Source organism: Allobosea sp. LjRoot237 (assembly GCF_964253285.1).
In the GTDB taxonomy this organism is placed as follows: Bacteria; Pseudomonadota; Alphaproteobacteria; order Rhizobiales; family Beijerinckiaceae; genus Allobosea.
On sequence record NZ_CAXUQP020000001.1, the window covers coordinates 3,913,801 to 3,931,601 of the forward strand.

The window sequence follows — 17,801 nt, forward strand, 5'->3', positions numbered from 1 at the left end:
CATACCAAGAAAATCCTTCTCCGCCAGCATCGCTCCGCGCAATTCCAATCTACCGTGGCGGTCTGGCTCGACCTCGTCGCGTGCGCGCGCCGTCCTTCGCCAGGCATGGCGAGGCCGCTTTGGAAGCTGCTATAGGCCGGCCATGAGCCTGCCAGCGCCGCTGATCGAAACCCTCGGTTCCGTCGCTGTCGTCATGGAAGCCGCCCGCGAGCCCTGGTGGATCATCGCGAGTGCCGCCGCGGCCCTGCACGGTGCCAGCCCGATCTCCGTCGCCGATGTCGACGTCCTGCTCAGCGTCGAAGATATCCGCCGCATCCTGCCGGCTCTCGGCATCGAGCCTTATCGAGGGCCGCCGAACCCGCTGTTCCGCTCGAAGATCCTCGCCAAATGGCTGGCGCCACCCGTGCCGGTGGATCTCATGGCCGGCTTCGAGCATCGCGTCGGCGGTAGCTGGCACCTAGTCCAACTGACGACACGCCAGGCAATCGCAATTGGCGCGGCAACCGTCTACGTCCCCGAGCAGGATGAACTCAGGCGCATCATCGAAAGTTTCGGCCGTCCCAAGGACCTCGAGCGCGCCCGCCTGCTCGCAGGGCCTACATCACCACCGTGATCGTCTCGGCCGCGCGGGTCAGACCGGTATAGAGCCAGCGCGCCCGGTGCTCGCGGAAGGCGAAGGCCTCGTCGAACATGACGATGTTGTCCCATTGCGAGCCCTGCGCCTTGTGGACGGTGAGCGCGTAGCCGAAGGTGAACTCGTCGGTGTGGCGGCGCAGCTCCCAGGGCACCTCGTCCTCGGTGCCGTCGAAGAAGTTCGGCATGACCGAGACCTTGACCGGCTTGCCGCCCGTGTCGTCCTCCGGCGTCACCCGCATGGTGATGAGACCCTTCTTCGAGGTCTTGAGCTCCTGCACGATCCAGGCGCCGCCATTGAGCAGGCCCTTGCTCTTGTCGTTGCGCAGGCAGACCAGCTTCTCGCCGACCGCTGGGACATTGGCGACATGGCCCATGAGCTGGCGCATGCGGGCATTGTATTGCCGGCGCGTCTTATTGAGGCCGACCAGCACCTGATCGGCCGACAGCACGATCTCGGGCGTGATCTCGGCGCGCCTTATGATCCGGCTCGCGCCATAGTCGCCGATCTCGAGCCGCCCGCCCTCGCGGACGATCATCGACATGCGCACGATCGGGTTGTCCGCCGCCTGGCGGTGGACCTCGGTCAGCATCACATCGGGCTCGACTTCGGTGAAGAATCCGCCGCCCTTGACCGGCGGCAGCTGCGCCGGATCGCCCAGCACCAGCACCGGCGTGCCGAAGGAGAGCAGGTCGCGGCCGAGATCCTCGTCGACCATCGAGCATTCGTCGATGATGATCAGCTTGGCCTTGGCGGCAGTGCTCTCGCGGTTGAGCACGAAAGTCGGGCTCTCCTCGTCGACGCCGCGCGAGCGGTAGATCAGCGAATGAATGGTCTGCGCGCCCTCGCAGCCCTTGTTGCGCAGGACGAGCGCCGCCTTGCCGGTGAAGGCGGCGAAGACGACCGTGCCGTCGACGCCCTCGGCGATATGGCGGGCAAGCGTGGTCTTGCCCGTGCCAGCATAGCCGAACAGACGGAAAAGCTGCGGCGAGCCGACCTTGAGCCAATCGGCCACGGCGGTAAGCGCCGCATCCTGCTGCGGTGACCAGCTCATGAGGAGATGCACATGCTTTCGGGCATGGCGCACATGGCCGCGAGTCGGCCGGCCAAGGCAAGCCGGTTCAGGCGGCGCGCAGGCGTCGGGCGAACTCGTCGGCCTCTGCCTGCAAAGCCGAGATTCGCTCATCGAGCTGGCGGGCCCCGCTCGCGCCCTGCTCGGCATGGGCGGTGGTCTGGACGCCAGCGCCGGCGATCGTCGTCACCGCGGCGGCGGCCTGACCGGTGACCACCGAGATGCGCGCGATGGTTTCGCCCAGGCCCTGCAGCAGGCCGGTATGCGAGGCGACCATGGTCGAGATCTCGGTGCTCGCCTGCTCGACCGCGCCGGCACGGCTGGCAATCCCGATGATCGCCTGAGCGGCTTGCGACAGCGCCGCGTCCACGGCCGCGATCCGGGTGGAGATCTGCGCCGTCGCGTCGGCGGTCTGCGTCGCCAGGGCCTTCACCTCGCTGGCGACGACGGCAAAGCCGCGGCCCTGTGCGCCCGCCCGCGCCGCCTCGATCGTCGCGTTGAGCGCGAGCAGGTTGGTCTGCCGTGCGATCGCCTCGATCAGTTGGACGACGTCGCGGATCTTGCCGGCGTTCTCAGTCAGCCGACCGACGAGCCCGACCGTGCCGGCAGCGTCGCGGGTCGCCAGGCTCGCGGTCTCCGACACGCGCCTGACCTCGCGATTGATCTGCTCGACGACCTCCTCCAGCCGCGCCGCGGCATCGGCAATACGTTCGGCCTCCTCACCTGCCCCGGCAACCGCCTGCGCAGCGGCACTGCCGCTATGCGAAATCTGGCCGGCTCGGGCGGCCGATTCGCCCAGCGTCGCGCGCAGGCCCTCGCTCAGCCGGCCGATATCGGCGAGCAGGCGGCCGATCCGCGCCTCAAATTCCTGGGCGATCTTGTGCAGTTCGTCGGTGCGCCGCTGCCGGTGCAGCTGCGACAGGTCGGCCTCGGCATCGCGCGTGACGAGGGTGGCCCGGACCTCACTCAGCGTCCGTACCGTGCGGGCGAGCTCACCGATCTCGTCACGGCGCTTGCGATGCGGCACATCGACGACCCGATCCGAGGATGTCGCCAGCTTGATCGTATCCATCAGCTCGCGCAGGGGCCGGGTCAGATGCGCCCGCAACAGGACGATCGCCAGCAGCCCGCCGGCGAGCGGCAAGCCGGCGGCAATCAGGATGACGCGCAGCCGCACTTGCGAGGCGAGGTCCTGCGCGCGCGCCGCAGCTACCCCGGCCTGCCGGTCGAGCTCGTCACGCATGACCGAGGTCACCAGCATGATCTGGCGGACATTCTCCTTGGCGGCTTCGGCCGAGGCCTCGATCAATGCCGCCTTCGGCGAGACCCTCCGGCCGATTTCGACGATGTCGCGCTGGAAATCGATGAAGCTCCGGATGCGCGCATCCAGGGTAGCATTGGATTGCAGCACGCTCGGCGGCAAGGAGGACATCAGATTGGCACGTGCCGCATCGACGAGCTCCACCGCCGCATCGAGCTGATCGAGCGCCTGCTCGACGGCTCGCGGTTCGGCCGCATCCTCGAAACGGCTGAGCAGCGAAGCCTGCGCGACACGGCTGGAAAGCAATGCAGCCTTGTTGGCGAGCTGCTGCCCGCCAAAGGCTTCGCGGTCGATCTCATGAACGGAATCGAGCCCACGAACGGCACTGGCGAGACCGAGCGCCGCCGCGATGCCGAAGATCGCGAAAAGCACCGTGATCTTCGCCGTCAACCCGAACCGCCGCATCACATCCACCGCCAAAGCCGAGCGGCCGACTTCTCGCAGCTGCGAAGCAAACAGATGCTTAACGGAGCCAGCTAACCAACTCAAATATTTGAAACTTTTAGCTTGACAGCCTTTTACGCATCAACCTTCGGCGTCCTTCCGTCAGAGCATGAATCTCATCAGCGGCCGGCCGGGCCTCTGCCGCGCAACCTCGACGAAACCGGCACGCTGAAACACGCTCTCCGGGCCGACATAGAGGCCATCGGCGCTGCGCTTGCCCTCATTGTCCATCGGCGCCCCCTCGACCAGGCGCGCCCCGCTCGCCCGCGCGAAAGCCACTCCGCCGGAGAGCAACGCAGCCGTGACACCCTGGCCACGAAAACCCTTGCGGACGAAGAAGCAGGAGGCCGCCCAGTTGCGCTCGTCCTCTGCGGCTACGTCCGGCAAAGGCGTCGAAGCACGGCGTGGATTGTTCCATTCGGGCACATGCGCCCGAGGCCCGATCTGCAGCCAGCCGACGGCAACGTCACCGGCGAACGCGAGCACGCCGGGCGGCGGGCCTTTCCGCACCCGTTCCTCGAAGAGCTGCCGCGCGCCCTCGCCGAGCAGCGGCTTGCGCAGCTTCGGCGGCATGCGGAAGTGGTTGCACCAGCAGCCATAGCAGGGCCCCTGCGGGCCGAAGAGCTCTTCCAGCGCCGGCCAATGCTCCGGCGTCAACGGGACGACCTGAAACTCGGTGCTCGTCATGTGGTCCTCCCTCTCTCGACAGGTCTCCGCAAACAGGCGAGGAATGGAGCGTCGCCTCCGAGGCGGCCGCAAGAGCCGGATCCGATCAGATTGGATCAATCTGATCGGTGAATCCGTCTCTCACTTTGAGATAGAGACCGTTTTTCCAATTTGCTTGCGCTGCAAGCTGATTGGAACGGGCTCTAGCCGCCGGGAGGCTTTTCATGTCACTCGAACTCTTCGCCGCCTATCTCGTCGCCTGCCTGGTCATCATCATCGTGCCCGGCCCGACGGTGACGCTGATCATCGCCAACAGCCTGAGGCATGGTAGCCGCGCCGGACTTCTCAACATGGCAGGAACCCAGGCGGGCCTGGCGATCATGATCGCGATCGTCGGCATCGGCCTGAGCTCGGTGATCGCCGCGATGGGCCACTGGTTCGACTGGATCAGGCTCGCCGGCGCCGCCTATCTGATCTGGCTCGGCTGGAAAATATATCGCAACGCCGGTACAACCGCCGAGGGCGCAGGCGAAGCCCGCCCGCCACGTGGCGGCTTCTTCCTGCAGGGGCTGCTGGTCGCGCTGAGCAACCCGAAGACGCTGGTCTTCTTCGGCGCCTTCTTCCCGCAATTCCTCGATCCGGCGCGCGACTACGCCACCCAGATCGCCATCATGGGCGCGACCACGATGCTGTTCGCAGCGCTCAGCGACGGCGCCTATGCGATCCTCTCCGGCCGGGCCGGGCGCTTCCTGTCGCAGAGGCGCGTCCGGCTGATGTCGAAGTTCAGCGGCGGCTTCCTGATCGGCGGCGGGCTCTGGCTCGCCTCGACTCGCGGCAACTGAGGCCTACCAGGGAATCTCCTCGCCCTTCCAGTTGCGGAAGCTGTTGGTCTGGGCCATCCCTGAGGCGTCGATCGTCGCGATCAATCCGGCGGCGCTCTCGGTCGGCGGGATGTCGGCGCCGCCGCCGCCCATATCGGTGCGCACCCAGCCGGGATGGAAGAGCAGCACCGCGACCTCGCTATCGCGGACCGCATTGCCGAAGGCGACCATGACCATGTTCACCGCCGTCTTCGAGGAGCGATAGGCGACGGCGCCGGACGGGTTCGAGCCGATCGAGCCCATGCGGCTGCTGATCGTCACGATCTTGCGGCCGGAGCCGGCCTCGACATTGGGCAAGAAGGCCTGAGCCACCCTGAGCGGTGCATAGACATTGACCTCGAAAACCTCGCGCCAGGCCTTGAAATCCATGTCGAGCGCCGATTGCCGGTCGCGCGGGCCGTAGACGCCGGCATTGTTGACGAGCACGTCGATCGGCCGGCCATCGAGCGCCTGCTTGGCCGCGGCGACGCTCCTGTCGGAGGTGACGTCGATCTCGAGCGGGGTCAGCGTCCCGGCCTGCCCGCCTGCGACCTCCGCCAGCGCCCCGCCCCAGGGATCGCGCGCCGCGGCGACGACATGGTCGCCCCGCCGCAGCAATTCCATCGTCAGCGCCAGGCCGATGCCGCGATTGGCGCCGGTGATCATCCAAGTCTGGGGCATGGTCTCGTCTCCCACTCGAAGACACCAGACCTAAGCCTCAGCCCTTCGGCTTTCCATAGCCGCCGGCGGTCGGCGTGATCACGGTCACCGCCTCGCCGGCCTGGAGCAGCGTCTGGTCGCTGGGCTGGAGCTCCTCGACCGCGCCCGAAAGCCGCCGGACCAGCGTCTTGCCGAGCTCTCCCGGCTCGCCGCCCCTCATGCCGAAGGGCCTGACCTTGCGATGCGAGGCGAGGATGGCGCAGTCCATCGTCTTGAGGAAGCGGATGGTGCGGCTAGTACCGTCGCCGGCGTTCCACTCGCCCTTGCCGCCGGAACCCAGCCGGATGTGGAAGTCCTCGAGCACGACCGGGAAGCGCGTCTCCAGGATCTCCGGATCAGTCAGGCGCGAATTGGTCATGTGGACGTGCACGCCGGAGGTGCCGTTGAAACCCGGACCGGCCGGCGAGCCCGAGCAGATCGTCTCGTAGTACTGATACTGGTCGTTGCCAAAGGTCAGGTTGTTCATCGTGCCCTGCGAGGACGACATCGCCTGAAGCGCGCCGAACAGCGTGTTGGTCACGGCCTGGCTGACCTCGACATTGCCGGCGACGACGGCCGCGGGATAGCGCGGCGCCAGCATCGACCCTTCCGGCACGATCACCTTGATCGGGCGCAGACACCCGGCGTTCATCGGGATCGCGTCGTCGACCATGACACGGAAGACATAGAGCACGGCGGCGCGGGTGACGGGCGCCGGCGCGTTGAAATTGTCCGGCCGCTGCGGCGAGGTGCCGGTGAAGTCGACGGTCGCCTCGCGCTTGTCGCGATCGATGGTGATCTTCACCTTGATCGCGCAGCCCTGATCCATCGGATAGGTGAATTCCGAGTCGTGCAGCCGGGTCAGCAGGCGCGCGACGCTCTCGGCGGCATTGTCCTGGACATGGCCCATATAGGCCTGGACGACATCGAGGCCGAAGGAGCGGATCATCTTCCGGAGTTCCGCCACACCCTTCTCGTTGGCGGCGATCTGGGCCTTCAGGTCGTTGACGTTCTGGACGACGTTGCGGACCGGGTAGCGCGCCCCGGTCAGGACCTTGACCAACTCCTCCTCGCAGAAGCGGCCCTGATCGACGATCTTGAAGTTGTCGATATAGACGCCCTCTTCCTCGATATTGGTCGCGAGCGGCGACATCGAGCCCGGCGCAGTGCCGCCGACATCGGCATGGTGGCCGCGGCTCGCGACCCAGAACAGGATCTCCTTGTCCTCATTGTCGAAGACCGGGGTGCAGACGGTGATGTCGGGCAGGTGCGTGCCGCCATTATAGGGCGCGTTGAGGCAATAGACGTCGCCGGGGCGGATCACCGGGTTGTTCGAGATCACCGTCTCGACCGAGCGATCCATCGAGCCGAGATGCACCGGCATATGCGGGGCATTGGCGACGAGGGCGCCGGTCTGGTCGAAGACCGCGCAGGAGAAGTCGAGCCGCTCCTTGATGTTCACCGAATAGGCCGTGTTCTGCAGCGTCACGCCCATCTGCTCGGCGATCGACATGAACAGGTTGTTGAAGATCTCGAGCATGACCGGGTCGGCCTTGGTGCCGATCGCGGCGTTCTGGACCAGCGCCTTGCTGCGGGTGAGGACGAGATGGTCCTTCGCCGTCAGCTTCGCGGTCCAGCCATCCTCGACCACCACAGTCTGGTTCGGCTCGATCACGATCGCCGGGCCAGCGATGCCCTGCCCTCGTGCCATCGCCTCGCGCCGGACGATCGCCGCCTCGTGCCACTGCCCCTTCGAGAAGAAGCGGGTGCGCTCGGCGATTCCGGGCTCGCCGGCGTTCTCGGCCGCCGCAGCCTCCTCGAAGCGGGCGCCGCCGCCGACGGCCTCGACCTCGACGGCTTCGACGACCAGCGCCTTGGTCTCGTCCATGAAGCCGAAGCGGGCCTTGTGCGCTGACTGGAAGGCGTCCTGCATCTCGGCGCGGCTGCCGAAGGGCGTCGCGATCGCAGTATCGGTGCCGGCATAACGGATATGAGCGCGGATGTGGATGGCGATATCGCCCTCGGCGACACCCTGCCCGGCTACCTCGCCCTTCGCCTCGGCGCCAAGCCTGTCGGCGACCACGCCGATCGCACCCTTGGCCTCGGCGTCGAGCGGCACATCGAGCGCCGCGGTGCGGGTGGCGCGGATCTCGGCGAGGCCCATACCATAGGCCGAGAGCAGGCCGGAGAACGGGTGCAGCAGCACCGTCTTGATGCCGAGTGCGTCGGCGACGAGGCAGGCATGCTGGCCGCCGGCGCCGCCAAAGGAGTTCAGCGCATAGCGGGTGATGTCGTAACCGCGCTGGACCGAGATCTTCTTGATCGCCTCGGCCATGTTCGCGACCGCGATCTGGACGAAGCCGTCAGCGACCTCCTCCGGCGAGCGACCATCGCCGACCTCGGCCGCGAGCGTCGCGAATTTTTCGCGGACCGTCTCGACATCGAGCGGCTGGTCCTGGCCGGGCCCGAAGATCGTCGGGAAATAGGACGGGATCAGCTTGCCGACCATGACATTGGCGTCGGTCACGGCAAGCGGCCCGCCGCGGCGATAGGCGGCCGGGCCGGGATTGGCGCCGGCGGAATCGGGGCCGACGCGGAAGCGCGAGCCATCGAAATGCAGGATCGAGCCACCGCCGGCCGCGACGGTGTGAATCAGCATCATCGGAGCGCGCATGCGCACGCCGGCGACCTCGGTCTCGAAGGCGCGCTCATACTCGCCGTCGAAATGGGCGACGTCGGTCGAGGTGCCGCCCATGTCGAAGCCGATGACCTTGTCAAACCCGGCCGAGCGGCCGGTCTCAGCGAGGCCGACGACACCGCCGGCCGGGCCGGACAGGATCGCATCCTTGCCCTGGAACAGCTCGGCAGCCGTGAGACCGCCCGAGGACATCATGAACATCAGCCGGGCGCCGGTGCGGGCGATGTCGAGTTCCTCGGAGACCTGCGCGACGTAGCGGGCGAGGATCGGCGAGAGATAGGCGTCGACCACGGCGGTGTCGCCACGGCCGACCAGCTTGATCAGCGGCGAGACCTCATGGCTGACCGAGACCTGCGGGAAGCCGATCTCGCGAGCGACCTTGGCAGCGAGCTGCTCATGCGCCGGATAGCGATAGCCGTGCATGAAGGCGATCGCGACGGCGCGGAATCCGGCTTCGTACTGCGCCTTGAGCGCGGCGCGGATCGCGGCTTCGTCGGCGGCCTTCTCGACCGAGCCGTCAGCGAGCACGCGCTCCTCGACCTCGACAACGGCGTCGTAGAGCTGCTCCGGCTTGATGATCTCCTTGGCGAAGATGTCGGGCCGCGCCTGGTAGCCGATGCGCAGCGCGTCGCGGAAGCCCTTGGTGGTGACGAGCAGGGTGCGATCGCCCTTGCGCTCAAGCAGGGCATTGGTCGCGACCGTCGTGCCCATGCGGACCTCGCCGACCGTACCGGCCGGGATCGGCTCACCCGTCTTGAGGCCGAGATGGTCGCGGATACCCTGGACGGCGGCGTCGCGATAGGCGCCGGGATTCTCGGAGAGCAGCTTGCGGGCATGCAACTTGCCTGCAGGATCGCGGCCGATCACGTCAGTGAAGGTGCCGCCACGGTCGATCCAGAAGTCCCAACGGCCGCTCGTCATCTGATCCCCCGATTATTGGCCAATAAGGCTCTTTGACGTTTCATCGATAAATCGTCGATGAAACGTTGACAAGCTCATTTCGCCGATTAGGATCGGCTTTGCGATCGGGACATGGCTGAGGGGCCGGACCGATCTGACGGGAGGCTTTCATGACGGGACCGGTCCTGGCAACCGCTGCTTTGCGTGGGCGAGCGACGTTCGAGAGATCGCGCGGGCCGCACGCCGTTTCTCCTTCCCCCCGCTTGCGGTGGGGAAGGCTGGGATGGGGGGCCGGAAAGCCGGAACTCTATTCTACCTCGCTGAGCCAAGCGGAACTGCCCCCCACCCTGGCCCTCCCCACCGCAAGCGGGGGGAGGGAAAGCGCATGATCCGCCGCTTCCTCGACGGGCTCTACCTCTTCGCCGGCTATGCCGCCGGGCTCTTCCTGATCGCGATCCTGGTGCTGATGATGGGGCTGTCGATCGGCCGAGAGGTCGGCTTCAACATCCCCGCCGGCGACGATTTCGCTTCCTGGAGCATGGCCGCGATGGCCTTCCTCGGCCTCGCCCACACCTTCAAGTCCGGCGAGATGATCCGCGTCGGCCTGCTGATCGACCGTTTCCAGGGCCGCACGCGCTGGGTCTTCGAGTGCTTTTCGCTGATCCTCGGCCTCGGCTTCGCCGGCTTCTTCGCCTGGCACGCCGTGGTGATGACCTGGCAGTCCTACGAATTCAACGACGTCGCCGGCGGCGTCGTCGCCATGCCGATGTGGATTCCGCAGCTCGGCTATTCCGGCGGCCTCGTCATCCTGTTCATCGCCATGTTCGACGAGTTCGTCCATGTCGTGCTGCGCGGGCAGACGCCGCGCTACGAGAAGCCGCCGCCGCAATCCGACGACGAGATCGTCGAGCGCGCCATGGCGAGCGGGGTCTGACACGATGGCGATGATCGAAATCTCCGCGCTGCTGCTCGTCCTGCTCGTCGTCCTGCTCGCCGGTGGCGTCTGGATCGCGATTTCGCTGATGGCCTGCGGCTGGGTCGCGATGCAGTTCGTCGCCGGCGGCATCCCGGCCGGCGCGGTGCTCGCGACGACGATCTGGGGCAACAGCGCCTCGTGGACACTAGCCGCGCTGCCGCTCTTCATCTGGATGGGCGAAATCCTCTATCGAACACGGCTGTCGGAAGAGATGTTCCGCGGCCTCGCCCCCTGGCTGAACTGGCTGCCCGGCCGGCTGATGCACGTCAACGTGCTGGCCTGCGGCATCTTCGGCTCGGTCTCCGGCTCCTCGGCCGCGACCTGCGCCACCGTCGCCAAGATCGCCCTGCCCGAGCTGAAGCGTCGCGGCTATGACGAGAAGCTTGCGCTCGGCTCGCTCGCCGGCGCCGGCACGCTCGGCATCCTGATCCCACCCTCGATCACCATGGTGGTCTATGCGGTGGCGGCGAACGTCTCGATCATCCAGATCTTCCTCGCCGGCTTCCTGCCCGGCCTGCTCGTGATGGCGCTCTATTCCGGCTACATCGTCGCCTGGCACCTCATGAACCCGGACAAGGCGCCGCCGGCCGAGCCGAAGATGGCGCTGCGCGAGAAGCTCAGGGAATCGGCCAACCTCATCCCCTGCATGCTGCTGATCGCGCTGGTCTTCCTGTCGCTGCTGCTCGGCTGGGCGACGGCGACGGAATGTGCCGCCTGGGGCGTGCTCGGCTCCTTCGGCATCGCCTGGTGGTCTGGCTCGCTGACGAAAGAGGCCTTCTGGCTGAGCGTGATGGGCACGACGCGGATCACCTGCATGATCATGCTGATCCTTGCCGGCGCCTCCTTCATGTCGACCTCGATGGCCTATACCGGCATCCCGGCCGCACTCGCCGCCTGGGTCGACTCGCTGCACCTCTCGCCCTACGCGCTGATCGCCGCGCTGACCGTGATGTACATCATCCTCGGCGCTGCGCTCGACGGCATCTCGATGATCGTACTGACAACCGCGATCGTGCTGCCGATGATCAAGGCCGCCGGCTTCGACCTGGTCTGGTTCGGCATCTTCCTGGTGCTGATCGTCGAGATGGCGGAGGTCTCGCCGCCGGTCGGCTTTAATCTCTTCGTGCTGCAGACCATGTCGGGCAAGGATTCGAACACGGTCGCACTGGCCGCGCTGCCCTTCTTTTTTCTGCTGGTCGCCGCAGTGGCGATCATTACGATCTTCCCGCAGATCGTGATGGTCCTGCCCGAACTCGCCTTTCCGAAATGATGCGTAACCACCACCAAGAGGGAACGGAGAACACCATGAAGCGCAGCGATTTCATCAAGGGCATGCTCGTCGCCGGCGTCGCCGCCGCGAGCCTCTCGCTCGCCGCCCCGGCCGCTTTCGCGCAAGCGAAGTGGAACCTGCCGGCGGCCTACCCGTCGGACAATCCGCACACAGAGAACCTCGCGACCTTCGCCAAGGACGTCGAGGCGGCGACATCGGGCAAGCTCTCGATCACGGTCCATGCCAACGCCGCCCTGTTCAAGGCACCGGAGATCAAGCGCGCCGTCCAGACCGGCCAGGCCCAGATGGGCGAGGTGCTGATGTCGCTGCACGAGAACGAGGACCCGGTCTTCGGCATCGACGTCGTGCCGTTCCTGGCGACCTCGTTCGCGGACTCGAAGAAGCTCTATGCGGCCTCGAAGGCGGCGGTCGAGAAGAAGCTCGACAGCCAGGGCATCAAGCTGCTGTTCATGGTCCCGTGGGCACCGCAAGGCGTCTACACCAAGAAGGAGCTCAACACGATCGAGGACATGAAGGGCCTGAAATGGCGGGCCTATAATGTCGGCACGACCCGCCTCGGCGAAATCCTCGGCATGCAGTCGGTGACGATCCAGGCGGCGGAATTGCCGCAGGCGCTGGCGACCGGCGTGGTCAACTCCTTCATGTCGTCGGGCGGCACCGGCTACGATTCCAAGGCCTGGGAGACACTGACGCATTTCTACGACGTCCAGGCCTGGATCCCGAAGAACGCCACCTTCGTCAACAAGGCCGCCTTCGCCGCGCTCGACAAGCCGACGCAGGACGCGATCCTCAAGGCCTCGGCCGACGCCGAGGCGCGGGGCTGGAAGACCTGGGAAGAGAAGACCAACTGGTATCTCGACCAGCTCAAGGCCAAGGGCATGAAGGTCAACGCACCGTCGCCCGCCCTCAAGGACGGCTTCAAGAAGGCCGGCGAGACCCTGACCGCCGACTGGCTGAAGAAGGCCGGCGCCGACGGCCAGGCCATCGTCGACGCCTACAAGAAGATGTGACGCATTACGGCCAAGACGGACGAACCGCCTCTTCCCCTTCTCCCGGATGGGAGAAGGTGGCGCGGAGCGCCGGATGAGGGCCTGCCGTTTCCGTAAATGGCGCCGCGGCAACGCTGTCATCCAAACTTGAGAGGGCAGTCCCTCACCCCTACCCCTCTCCCATTCGGGAGAGGGGATCCCGCGCTCTATCCGGCACCGCATGATGCAATCTTCCGACGACCTCGGCCCGATCGTCTCCTCCGGCCATCTCGCCTCAGGCGCGATGCCGGCGCTGTCGGAGTTCGAGTTCGCGCTGACGATGAGCGTGCACGCCTTCCAGCGCTGGATGCTGCGCTGCATGACGGCGGCCGGCGTGCCGGAGCTGACGCCGATGGACGTGCTCGTCCTGCACAACGTCAACCATCGCGGCAAGCCCAAGCGCCTCGCCGACATCTGCCTCGTCCTCAATATCGAGGACACGCATCTGGTGAACTATTCGCTGAAGAAGCTCGAGCGCCTGAAGCTCCTGAAGAGCGGGCGCAAGGGCAAGGAGAAGACCGTCGCCATTACCCCGGTCGGCGAGGACGCCTGCAAGCGCTACGCCCAGATCCGCGAGCAGCTGCTGGTGAAGTCGGTGCTGGCGACCGGCGTTGATCCGGCGCGTCTATCCGAGATCGCCGCCGCGATGCGCTCGCTGTCGGGCCAGTATGACCAGGCGGCGCGAGCGGCGGCGAGTCTTTGAGTTAGCCCCTCTCTCCTCACCTTCGACCAGCCGGCGGGCGCCCAGTTCCTCAACCCCCGACTTTTGTGGCGCTCATTTTCAATGAGCGCCCATCAGCATACTTGCCTGTCATCTCGGTTTGCGAGCCCTTCGGTGAAGGCGAGAAGAGCTCATCCGACGCTTCGTCGCCCCACCTGATGGTGACGTTGCCGACGGCATCGACAAGGAAGGAAGCGCTGGCCGCGTCGCCGAGGTTGGGGCAGACGCTGAGATAAGACGAATTTGGCGTGTATTGCATCACGCCGGAACGGTAAAAGTAATAGTAGTAGCGCGAAGCCCCTTCGCTGATCGACCACCAGCCCAAGAGCCAGGCCGGAACCGGGAGGCTCGCCGACATTCCGCCGAGCAGAATATCGATGTCGAGCCAACCGCCTATCTTGGAGTGGTCATAAGGTCCCTTGCCCGTAATCCGCTTTACGATGTCGTAACCAGCGCGCGGGCCGCCCTGGCCTCCGGCGGCATAACTGAGGACATCGCCGTCGAAGTCGAGCGCGACGTCTACATGGAAGCTCTTGTGAAACAGGATATCACCGTATAGTGGGCGCTTCGTGCTGGTCGAGGCGATGTAGGCACCCGGTTTCCCGGCCTTGCCCGCGATCTTCGCCAGCTCAAAGCCACCAAGATAAGTCTTCGAGCCGAGTTGGCCTCCGTACCAGCCGGTGAAGCCGTTGCATCCGGTCAGCTTGCCTCCCTTCGCCCAACTAGCCTCAAGTGTCTTGTGGGAAATACCGGTCAGCCTCGTATAATTCCCGTCAGCGCCGTTCGAGGTGAAAACTTTGCCAGGTGGCAAGAACTTGTCGAGGATATCCCTAGCCTTGTCGCGGATGGCGGACATGCTACCCCTCCCGTCGTTACCTTGATGAAGTGCGATCGGACCCGGCTTCGTCCATCTCGCTAGCAGTATTCGGCTGAGAGCTGCCCCCTCAAATCGGTGCCAACTGCGGCTGCCAACCTTGCTCGCAAGGCCCAATATTCGAGCGCAACAAGCCCTCGCACGCAACAGCGGGATCGCCAGGAGGGGATGACCAAGCAAAATATATCGCAAGGATCCGCCCCGGCGCACTTTCTTTATGCTTGCGGGGCCGCCCGCTTGCGCCGCAAGCTCTCACCCCTCGACCAGCCGCCGCGCGATCACCTGCGCCTGGATCTCCGCGGCGCCCTCGAAGATGTTGAGGATGCGGGCGTCGCAGAGGACGCGGCTGACCGGGTATTCCAGCGCAAAACCGTTGCCGCCATGGATCTGCAGCGCATTGTCGGCCGCGGCCCAGGCGACGCGGGCGCCTAAGAGCTTGGCCATGCCGGCCTCAAGATCGCAGCGCCGGCCGGCGTCCTTCTCGCGGGCGGCGAAATAGGTGAGCTGGCGGGCGATGACGAGCTCGGCCGCCATCATTGCGAGCTTGTCGGCGACGCGCGGGAAGGCGATCAGCGGCTTGCCGAACTGGATGCGCTCCTGGGCATAGCGCAGACCGAGATCGAAGGCGCATTGGGCGACGCCGAGCGCGCGCGCCGCGGTCTGGATGCGGGCGGCCTCGAAGGTCTGCATCAATTGCTTGAAGCCCTGCCCTTCGACGCCGCCGAGCAGGTTCTCGCCCTTGACCTCGAAGCCGTCGAAGGCGAGCTCGTATTCCTTCATGCCGCGATAGCCGAGCACCTCGATCTCGCCGCCGGTCAGCCCCTCGACCGGAAACGGGTCGGCGTCGGTGCCGCGCGGCTTCTCGGCGATCAGCATTGAGAGGCCGCGATAGCCCGGCGCCTCCGGATCGGTGCGGACCAGCAGCGTCATGATGTCGGCACGGACCGGATGGGTGATCCAGGTCTTGTTGCCATGGACCTTCCAGACATCCCCGTCCTTGACCGCCTTGGTGCGCAACGAGGCGAGGTCGGAGCCGGTATTGGGCTCGGTGAAGACGGCGGTCGGCAGGATCTCGCCGGAGGCGATCTTCGGCAGCCAATAGGCCTTCTGCTCGTCGGTACCGCCGTTCAGAATCAGTTCGGCGGCGATCTCCGAGCGGGTGCCGAGCGAGCCGACGCCGATATAGCCGCGCGAGAGCTCCTCGGAGACGACGCACATCGAGACCTTCGACAGGCCCATGCCGCCGAACTCCTCGGGGATGGTCAGGCCGAAAACGCCGAGCTCGGCCATCTGCTCGACCACCGGCATCGGGATGTATTCGTTCTGCAGGTGCCATTCATGGGCATGCGGCGTCACCTGCTGCTCGCAGAAGCGGCGCATCTCGGAGCGGATCGCTTCCAGCGTCTCGTCGAGGCCGGGATCTCCGACGCTGGCGAGGCCCTGGCTCTGGCTGAACAGCGCGACGAAGCGGGCGCGGTTTTCAGGCGTATTGCCCTCGGCGATCAGCGCCTCGGCTGCATCGGAGCAGGCGGCGGCGACGGCCTTGGCCGAGAGACCCAGCGTCGGCAGGCGGACGATCTCGCCCTGGCTCATCGGGATGCCGCCGAAGATCTGGGCAGCATATTCGCCGGCGCCGATCCGGATGGCGTAGTCCTCGATCGCGCCATAGCGATCCTCGGCTTGCAGGCGCTCGCCATAGGCCTTGAGCTCGCGCAGCGCCATCACATAGGTCGCGAGCCAGGACAGACCATGGGCAGCGTGCTGCTCCTGCTCCAGCTTCGCCGAGGAGATGCGGCCCTCGACCAGCACCTTCTGCCTGACGGCAGCGACAGCCTCCTCCAGCAAGGCCTCGAAACCGGGCAAGGCGGCAGCGATCAGCGCAACGGCATTGGCTTCGGAATCGGCCTTGAGGGCAGTGGCGGTCATGTCTCTCTCCCTTTGTTGCGGCGCAGCATAAGGGAAATTCCGCCGATCGCGAAAGCCGTCTTTTGGCGAAGATCCGCCGCAGCGGGCTCCGGCCCGCTCGCAATCCCTGAGCCCTCATCCTGAGGAGCCATCCCCTTGAGGGATGGCGTCTCGAAGGATGATCGAGAAGGCTCCAGAGACAACTGGAGCATCCTTCGAGATGCCGCTTCGCGGCTCCTCAGGATGAGGGCTACGTGCCTCCCCTTGCGGCCGGTCAAGCGCGACGCGTTAACACCCTTTCAACCCTGACAAGGGATTATCGAACTGTCGCGCATTTGCATCATCGCGGTTCGCGGCTCGCTTTTTATGTCTTACGGCTATGAGGGCTCTGGTCAGTTGCGTCTGCGTCGGCGATCGAAGCGAATGGGCTGGCAGCGCCTGCGCTGGGCGCTGGCGACGGTCGCGCCCTGGGCGCTCTCGGCCGGCATGCTGGTCTCGTTCACCGCCTCGGCCGGGCAGAATCCCGACGCCTCCGGCCCACCAAGCTCGCTGATCGCGCGCACCGCGCCCGGCCCGCTCTCCGATCTCACTGAGGGCCCGTCTCTACTCGTCGCCAGCAGCGCCTTCCACCTGCCCGAGCGCGCCTATTCCCGCCTGATCCAGCCGGCGCGCCACTCCTTCGAGCAGCCCGAGACCGTCTTCGCGATCGATCCGCGCCGGCCGCGTGAGGACATGAAGCGCACCGCCAGTGCCTTCCCGCAGGTCGACCGCAGCAGCAAGGGCGACCCGCTTATCGGCCTTCGCCCGACCCTGACCCGCAACGGCCCGCCCGGCGAGCTCGAACGCGTCGTCTTCGGCGACACCCAGCCGGGGCTGATCTCGGGCGGCTTCTCGCTCGACGCGCTGGAAAGCCCGGACGAGCCGCCGCTCGGCTTCGAGCCCTTCCTGCGCGACGAAGGTGTCACCGATCCGGCTCTGTCCGATTCCTCGCCGACGGCGGTCACGAAGAGCGCCGGCTCGCCGCGCCATGGCGAACTCACCCCGGAGAACGTCGACGGCGCGACGCCGACTGTCTCCGCGACGCTCGGCCAGTCCTCCAGCACGCCGGCGGCCAACGGCTTGGCAGCCGCCACCTCGGCCACGCCGATGCAGATGGCGCCCGTCGCCGCCGAACCCAAATCGCGCAGCCGCATCGCCAAGTCGGAGCGTGGGACGACCACCGACCTGCGCACCGTCGATCCTGCCGAAAAGCAGATCTACACCAGCCTGATCGCGCCCGAGAACATGGCCAAGGAGCAGCGCTGCCTCGCCGAAGCGGTCTATTTCGAGGCGCGCTCGGAGGGCGAGCAGGGCCGCGCCGCGGTGGCGCAGGTCGTGCTCAACCGGGTCAAGAGCGGGCTCTACCCAAACACGGTCTGCGGCGCGGTCTACCAGAACGCCAGCCGCCATCTCGCCTGCCAGTTCACCTTCGCCTGCGAGGGCAAGTCGCTGCGCATCACCGAGCCCGGCCCCTGGCGCGACGCCACCCGCATCGCCCGCGAGGTCTATGACGGCACGACCTATCTGGCCGAAGTCGGCGCCTCGACGCATTACCACGCCGACTATGTCCGTCCGTATTGGGCCCGCAAGCTGAAAAAAATGGACACGATTGGCCGGCATGTTTTTTACAAGCTGCGGCCTGGGCAGACGTAGGTGGCTGTTGTAGCGCGAAC

The 17,801-nt window shown here is 66.2% G+C and carries 14 protein-coding genes; 7 read left to right on the forward strand and 7 right to left on the reverse strand.

Annotated elements, in window-relative coordinates:
- Positions 1 to 142 precede the first annotated feature (142 nt).
- On the forward strand, positions 143 to 613 hold the full coding sequence (locus ACSQ24_RS19045; protein WP_436096196.1) for a hypothetical protein: 471 nt from the start codon (positions 143 to 145) through the stop codon (positions 611 to 613).
- On the opposite strand, the gene ACSQ24_RS19050 is transcribed toward ACSQ24_RS19045, so the two are convergent.
- The 3 genes from ACSQ24_RS19050 to ACSQ24_RS19060 form a co-directional block, all read right to left on the reverse strand.
- Positions 597 to 1,688 carry an ATP-dependent DNA helicase gene (locus tag ACSQ24_RS19050; RefSeq protein ID WP_436096197.1) on the reverse strand — a complete coding sequence of 364 codons (1,092 nt, stop codon included), beginning with the start codon at positions 1,686 to 1,688 and terminating at the stop codon, positions 597 to 599. The two genes, ACSQ24_RS19045 and ACSQ24_RS19050, sit on opposite strands and share 17 nt — an antisense overlap.
- Positions 1,689 to 1,755: 67 nt before the next feature.
- Positions 1,756 to 3,417: a methyl-accepting chemotaxis protein gene (locus ACSQ24_RS19055; RefSeq protein ID WP_436096198.1), complete on the reverse strand. Its 1,662-nt coding sequence runs from the start codon at positions 3,415 to 3,417 to the stop codon at positions 1,756 to 1,758.
- A 156-nt stretch (positions 3,418 to 3,573) separates the two neighbouring features.
- Positions 3,574 to 4,158, reverse strand: coding sequence for a GNAT family N-acetyltransferase (locus tag ACSQ24_RS19060; RefSeq protein ID WP_436096199.1), 585 nt, complete (start codon positions 4,156 to 4,158; stop codon positions 3,574 to 3,576).
- 203 nt (positions 4,159 to 4,361) lie between these two features.
- Here ACSQ24_RS19060 and ACSQ24_RS19065 point away from each other — a divergent pair, with 203 nt between their 5' ends.
- Positions 4,362 to 4,979 carry a LysE family translocator gene (locus ACSQ24_RS19065; protein WP_436096200.1) on the forward strand — a complete coding sequence of 206 codons (618 nt, stop codon included), beginning with the start codon at positions 4,362 to 4,364 and terminating at the stop codon, positions 4,977 to 4,979.
- Between the two features lie 3 nt (positions 4,980 to 4,982).
- On the opposite strand, the gene ACSQ24_RS19070 is transcribed toward ACSQ24_RS19065, so the two are convergent.
- Both ACSQ24_RS19070 and ACSQ24_RS19075 read right to left on the reverse strand, forming a co-directional pair.
- Complete coding sequence (locus tag ACSQ24_RS19070) at positions 4,983 to 5,678, reverse strand: SDR family oxidoreductase (protein WP_436096201.1); 696 nt, start codon at positions 5,676 to 5,678, stop codon at positions 4,983 to 4,985.
- A gap of 37 nt (positions 5,679 to 5,715) precedes the next feature.
- Positions 5,716 to 9,315 carry a hydantoinase B/oxoprolinase family protein gene (locus tag ACSQ24_RS19075; RefSeq protein WP_436096202.1) on the reverse strand — a complete coding sequence of 1,200 codons (3,600 nt, stop codon included), beginning with the start codon at positions 9,313 to 9,315 and terminating at the stop codon, positions 5,716 to 5,718.
- Between the two features lie 364 nt (positions 9,316 to 9,679).
- Between ACSQ24_RS19075 and ACSQ24_RS19080 the strand changes: the two genes are divergently transcribed.
- The 4 genes from ACSQ24_RS19080 (at position 9,680) to ACSQ24_RS19095 (ending at position 13,292) form a co-directional block, all read left to right on the forward strand.
- Complete coding sequence (locus tag ACSQ24_RS19080) at positions 9,680 to 10,228, forward strand: TRAP transporter small permease (protein ID WP_436096203.1); 549 nt, start codon at positions 9,680 to 9,682, stop codon at positions 10,226 to 10,228.
- A gap of 4 nt (positions 10,229 to 10,232) precedes the next feature.
- Complete coding sequence (locus ACSQ24_RS19085) at positions 10,233 to 11,540, forward strand: TRAP transporter large permease (protein ID WP_436096204.1); 1,308 nt, start codon at positions 10,233 to 10,235, stop codon at positions 11,538 to 11,540.
- A 35-nt stretch (positions 11,541 to 11,575) separates the two neighbouring features.
- Complete coding sequence (locus ACSQ24_RS19090) at positions 11,576 to 12,571, forward strand: TRAP transporter substrate-binding protein (protein WP_436096205.1); 996 nt, start codon at positions 11,576 to 11,578, stop codon at positions 12,569 to 12,571.
- Positions 12,572 to 12,770: 199 nt separating this feature from the next.
- On the forward strand, positions 12,771 to 13,292 hold the full coding sequence (locus tag ACSQ24_RS19095; RefSeq protein WP_436096206.1) for a winged helix DNA-binding protein: 522 nt from the start codon (positions 12,771 to 12,773) through the stop codon (positions 13,290 to 13,292).
- Between the two features lie 49 nt (positions 13,293 to 13,341).
- Here ACSQ24_RS19095 and ACSQ24_RS19100 read toward each other — a convergent pair whose 3' ends face one another.
- Positions 13,342 to 14,166 (reverse strand): hypothetical protein, encoded by an 825-nt coding sequence (locus ACSQ24_RS19100; RefSeq protein ID WP_436096207.1) that lies wholly within the window; start codon positions 14,164 to 14,166, stop codon positions 13,342 to 13,344.
- A 270-nt stretch (positions 14,167 to 14,436) separates the two neighbouring features.
- Positions 14,437 to 16,110: an acyl-CoA dehydrogenase family protein gene (locus ACSQ24_RS19105; RefSeq protein WP_436096208.1), complete on the reverse strand. Its 1,674-nt coding sequence runs from the start codon at positions 16,108 to 16,110 to the stop codon at positions 14,437 to 14,439.
- A 402-nt stretch (positions 16,111 to 16,512) separates the two neighbouring features.
- Between ACSQ24_RS19105 and ACSQ24_RS19110 the strand changes: the two genes are divergently transcribed.
- Complete coding sequence (locus ACSQ24_RS19110) at positions 16,513 to 17,781, forward strand: cell wall hydrolase (RefSeq protein WP_436096209.1); 1,269 nt, start codon at positions 16,513 to 16,515, stop codon at positions 17,779 to 17,781.
- Positions 17,782 to 17,801 lie beyond the last annotated feature (20 nt).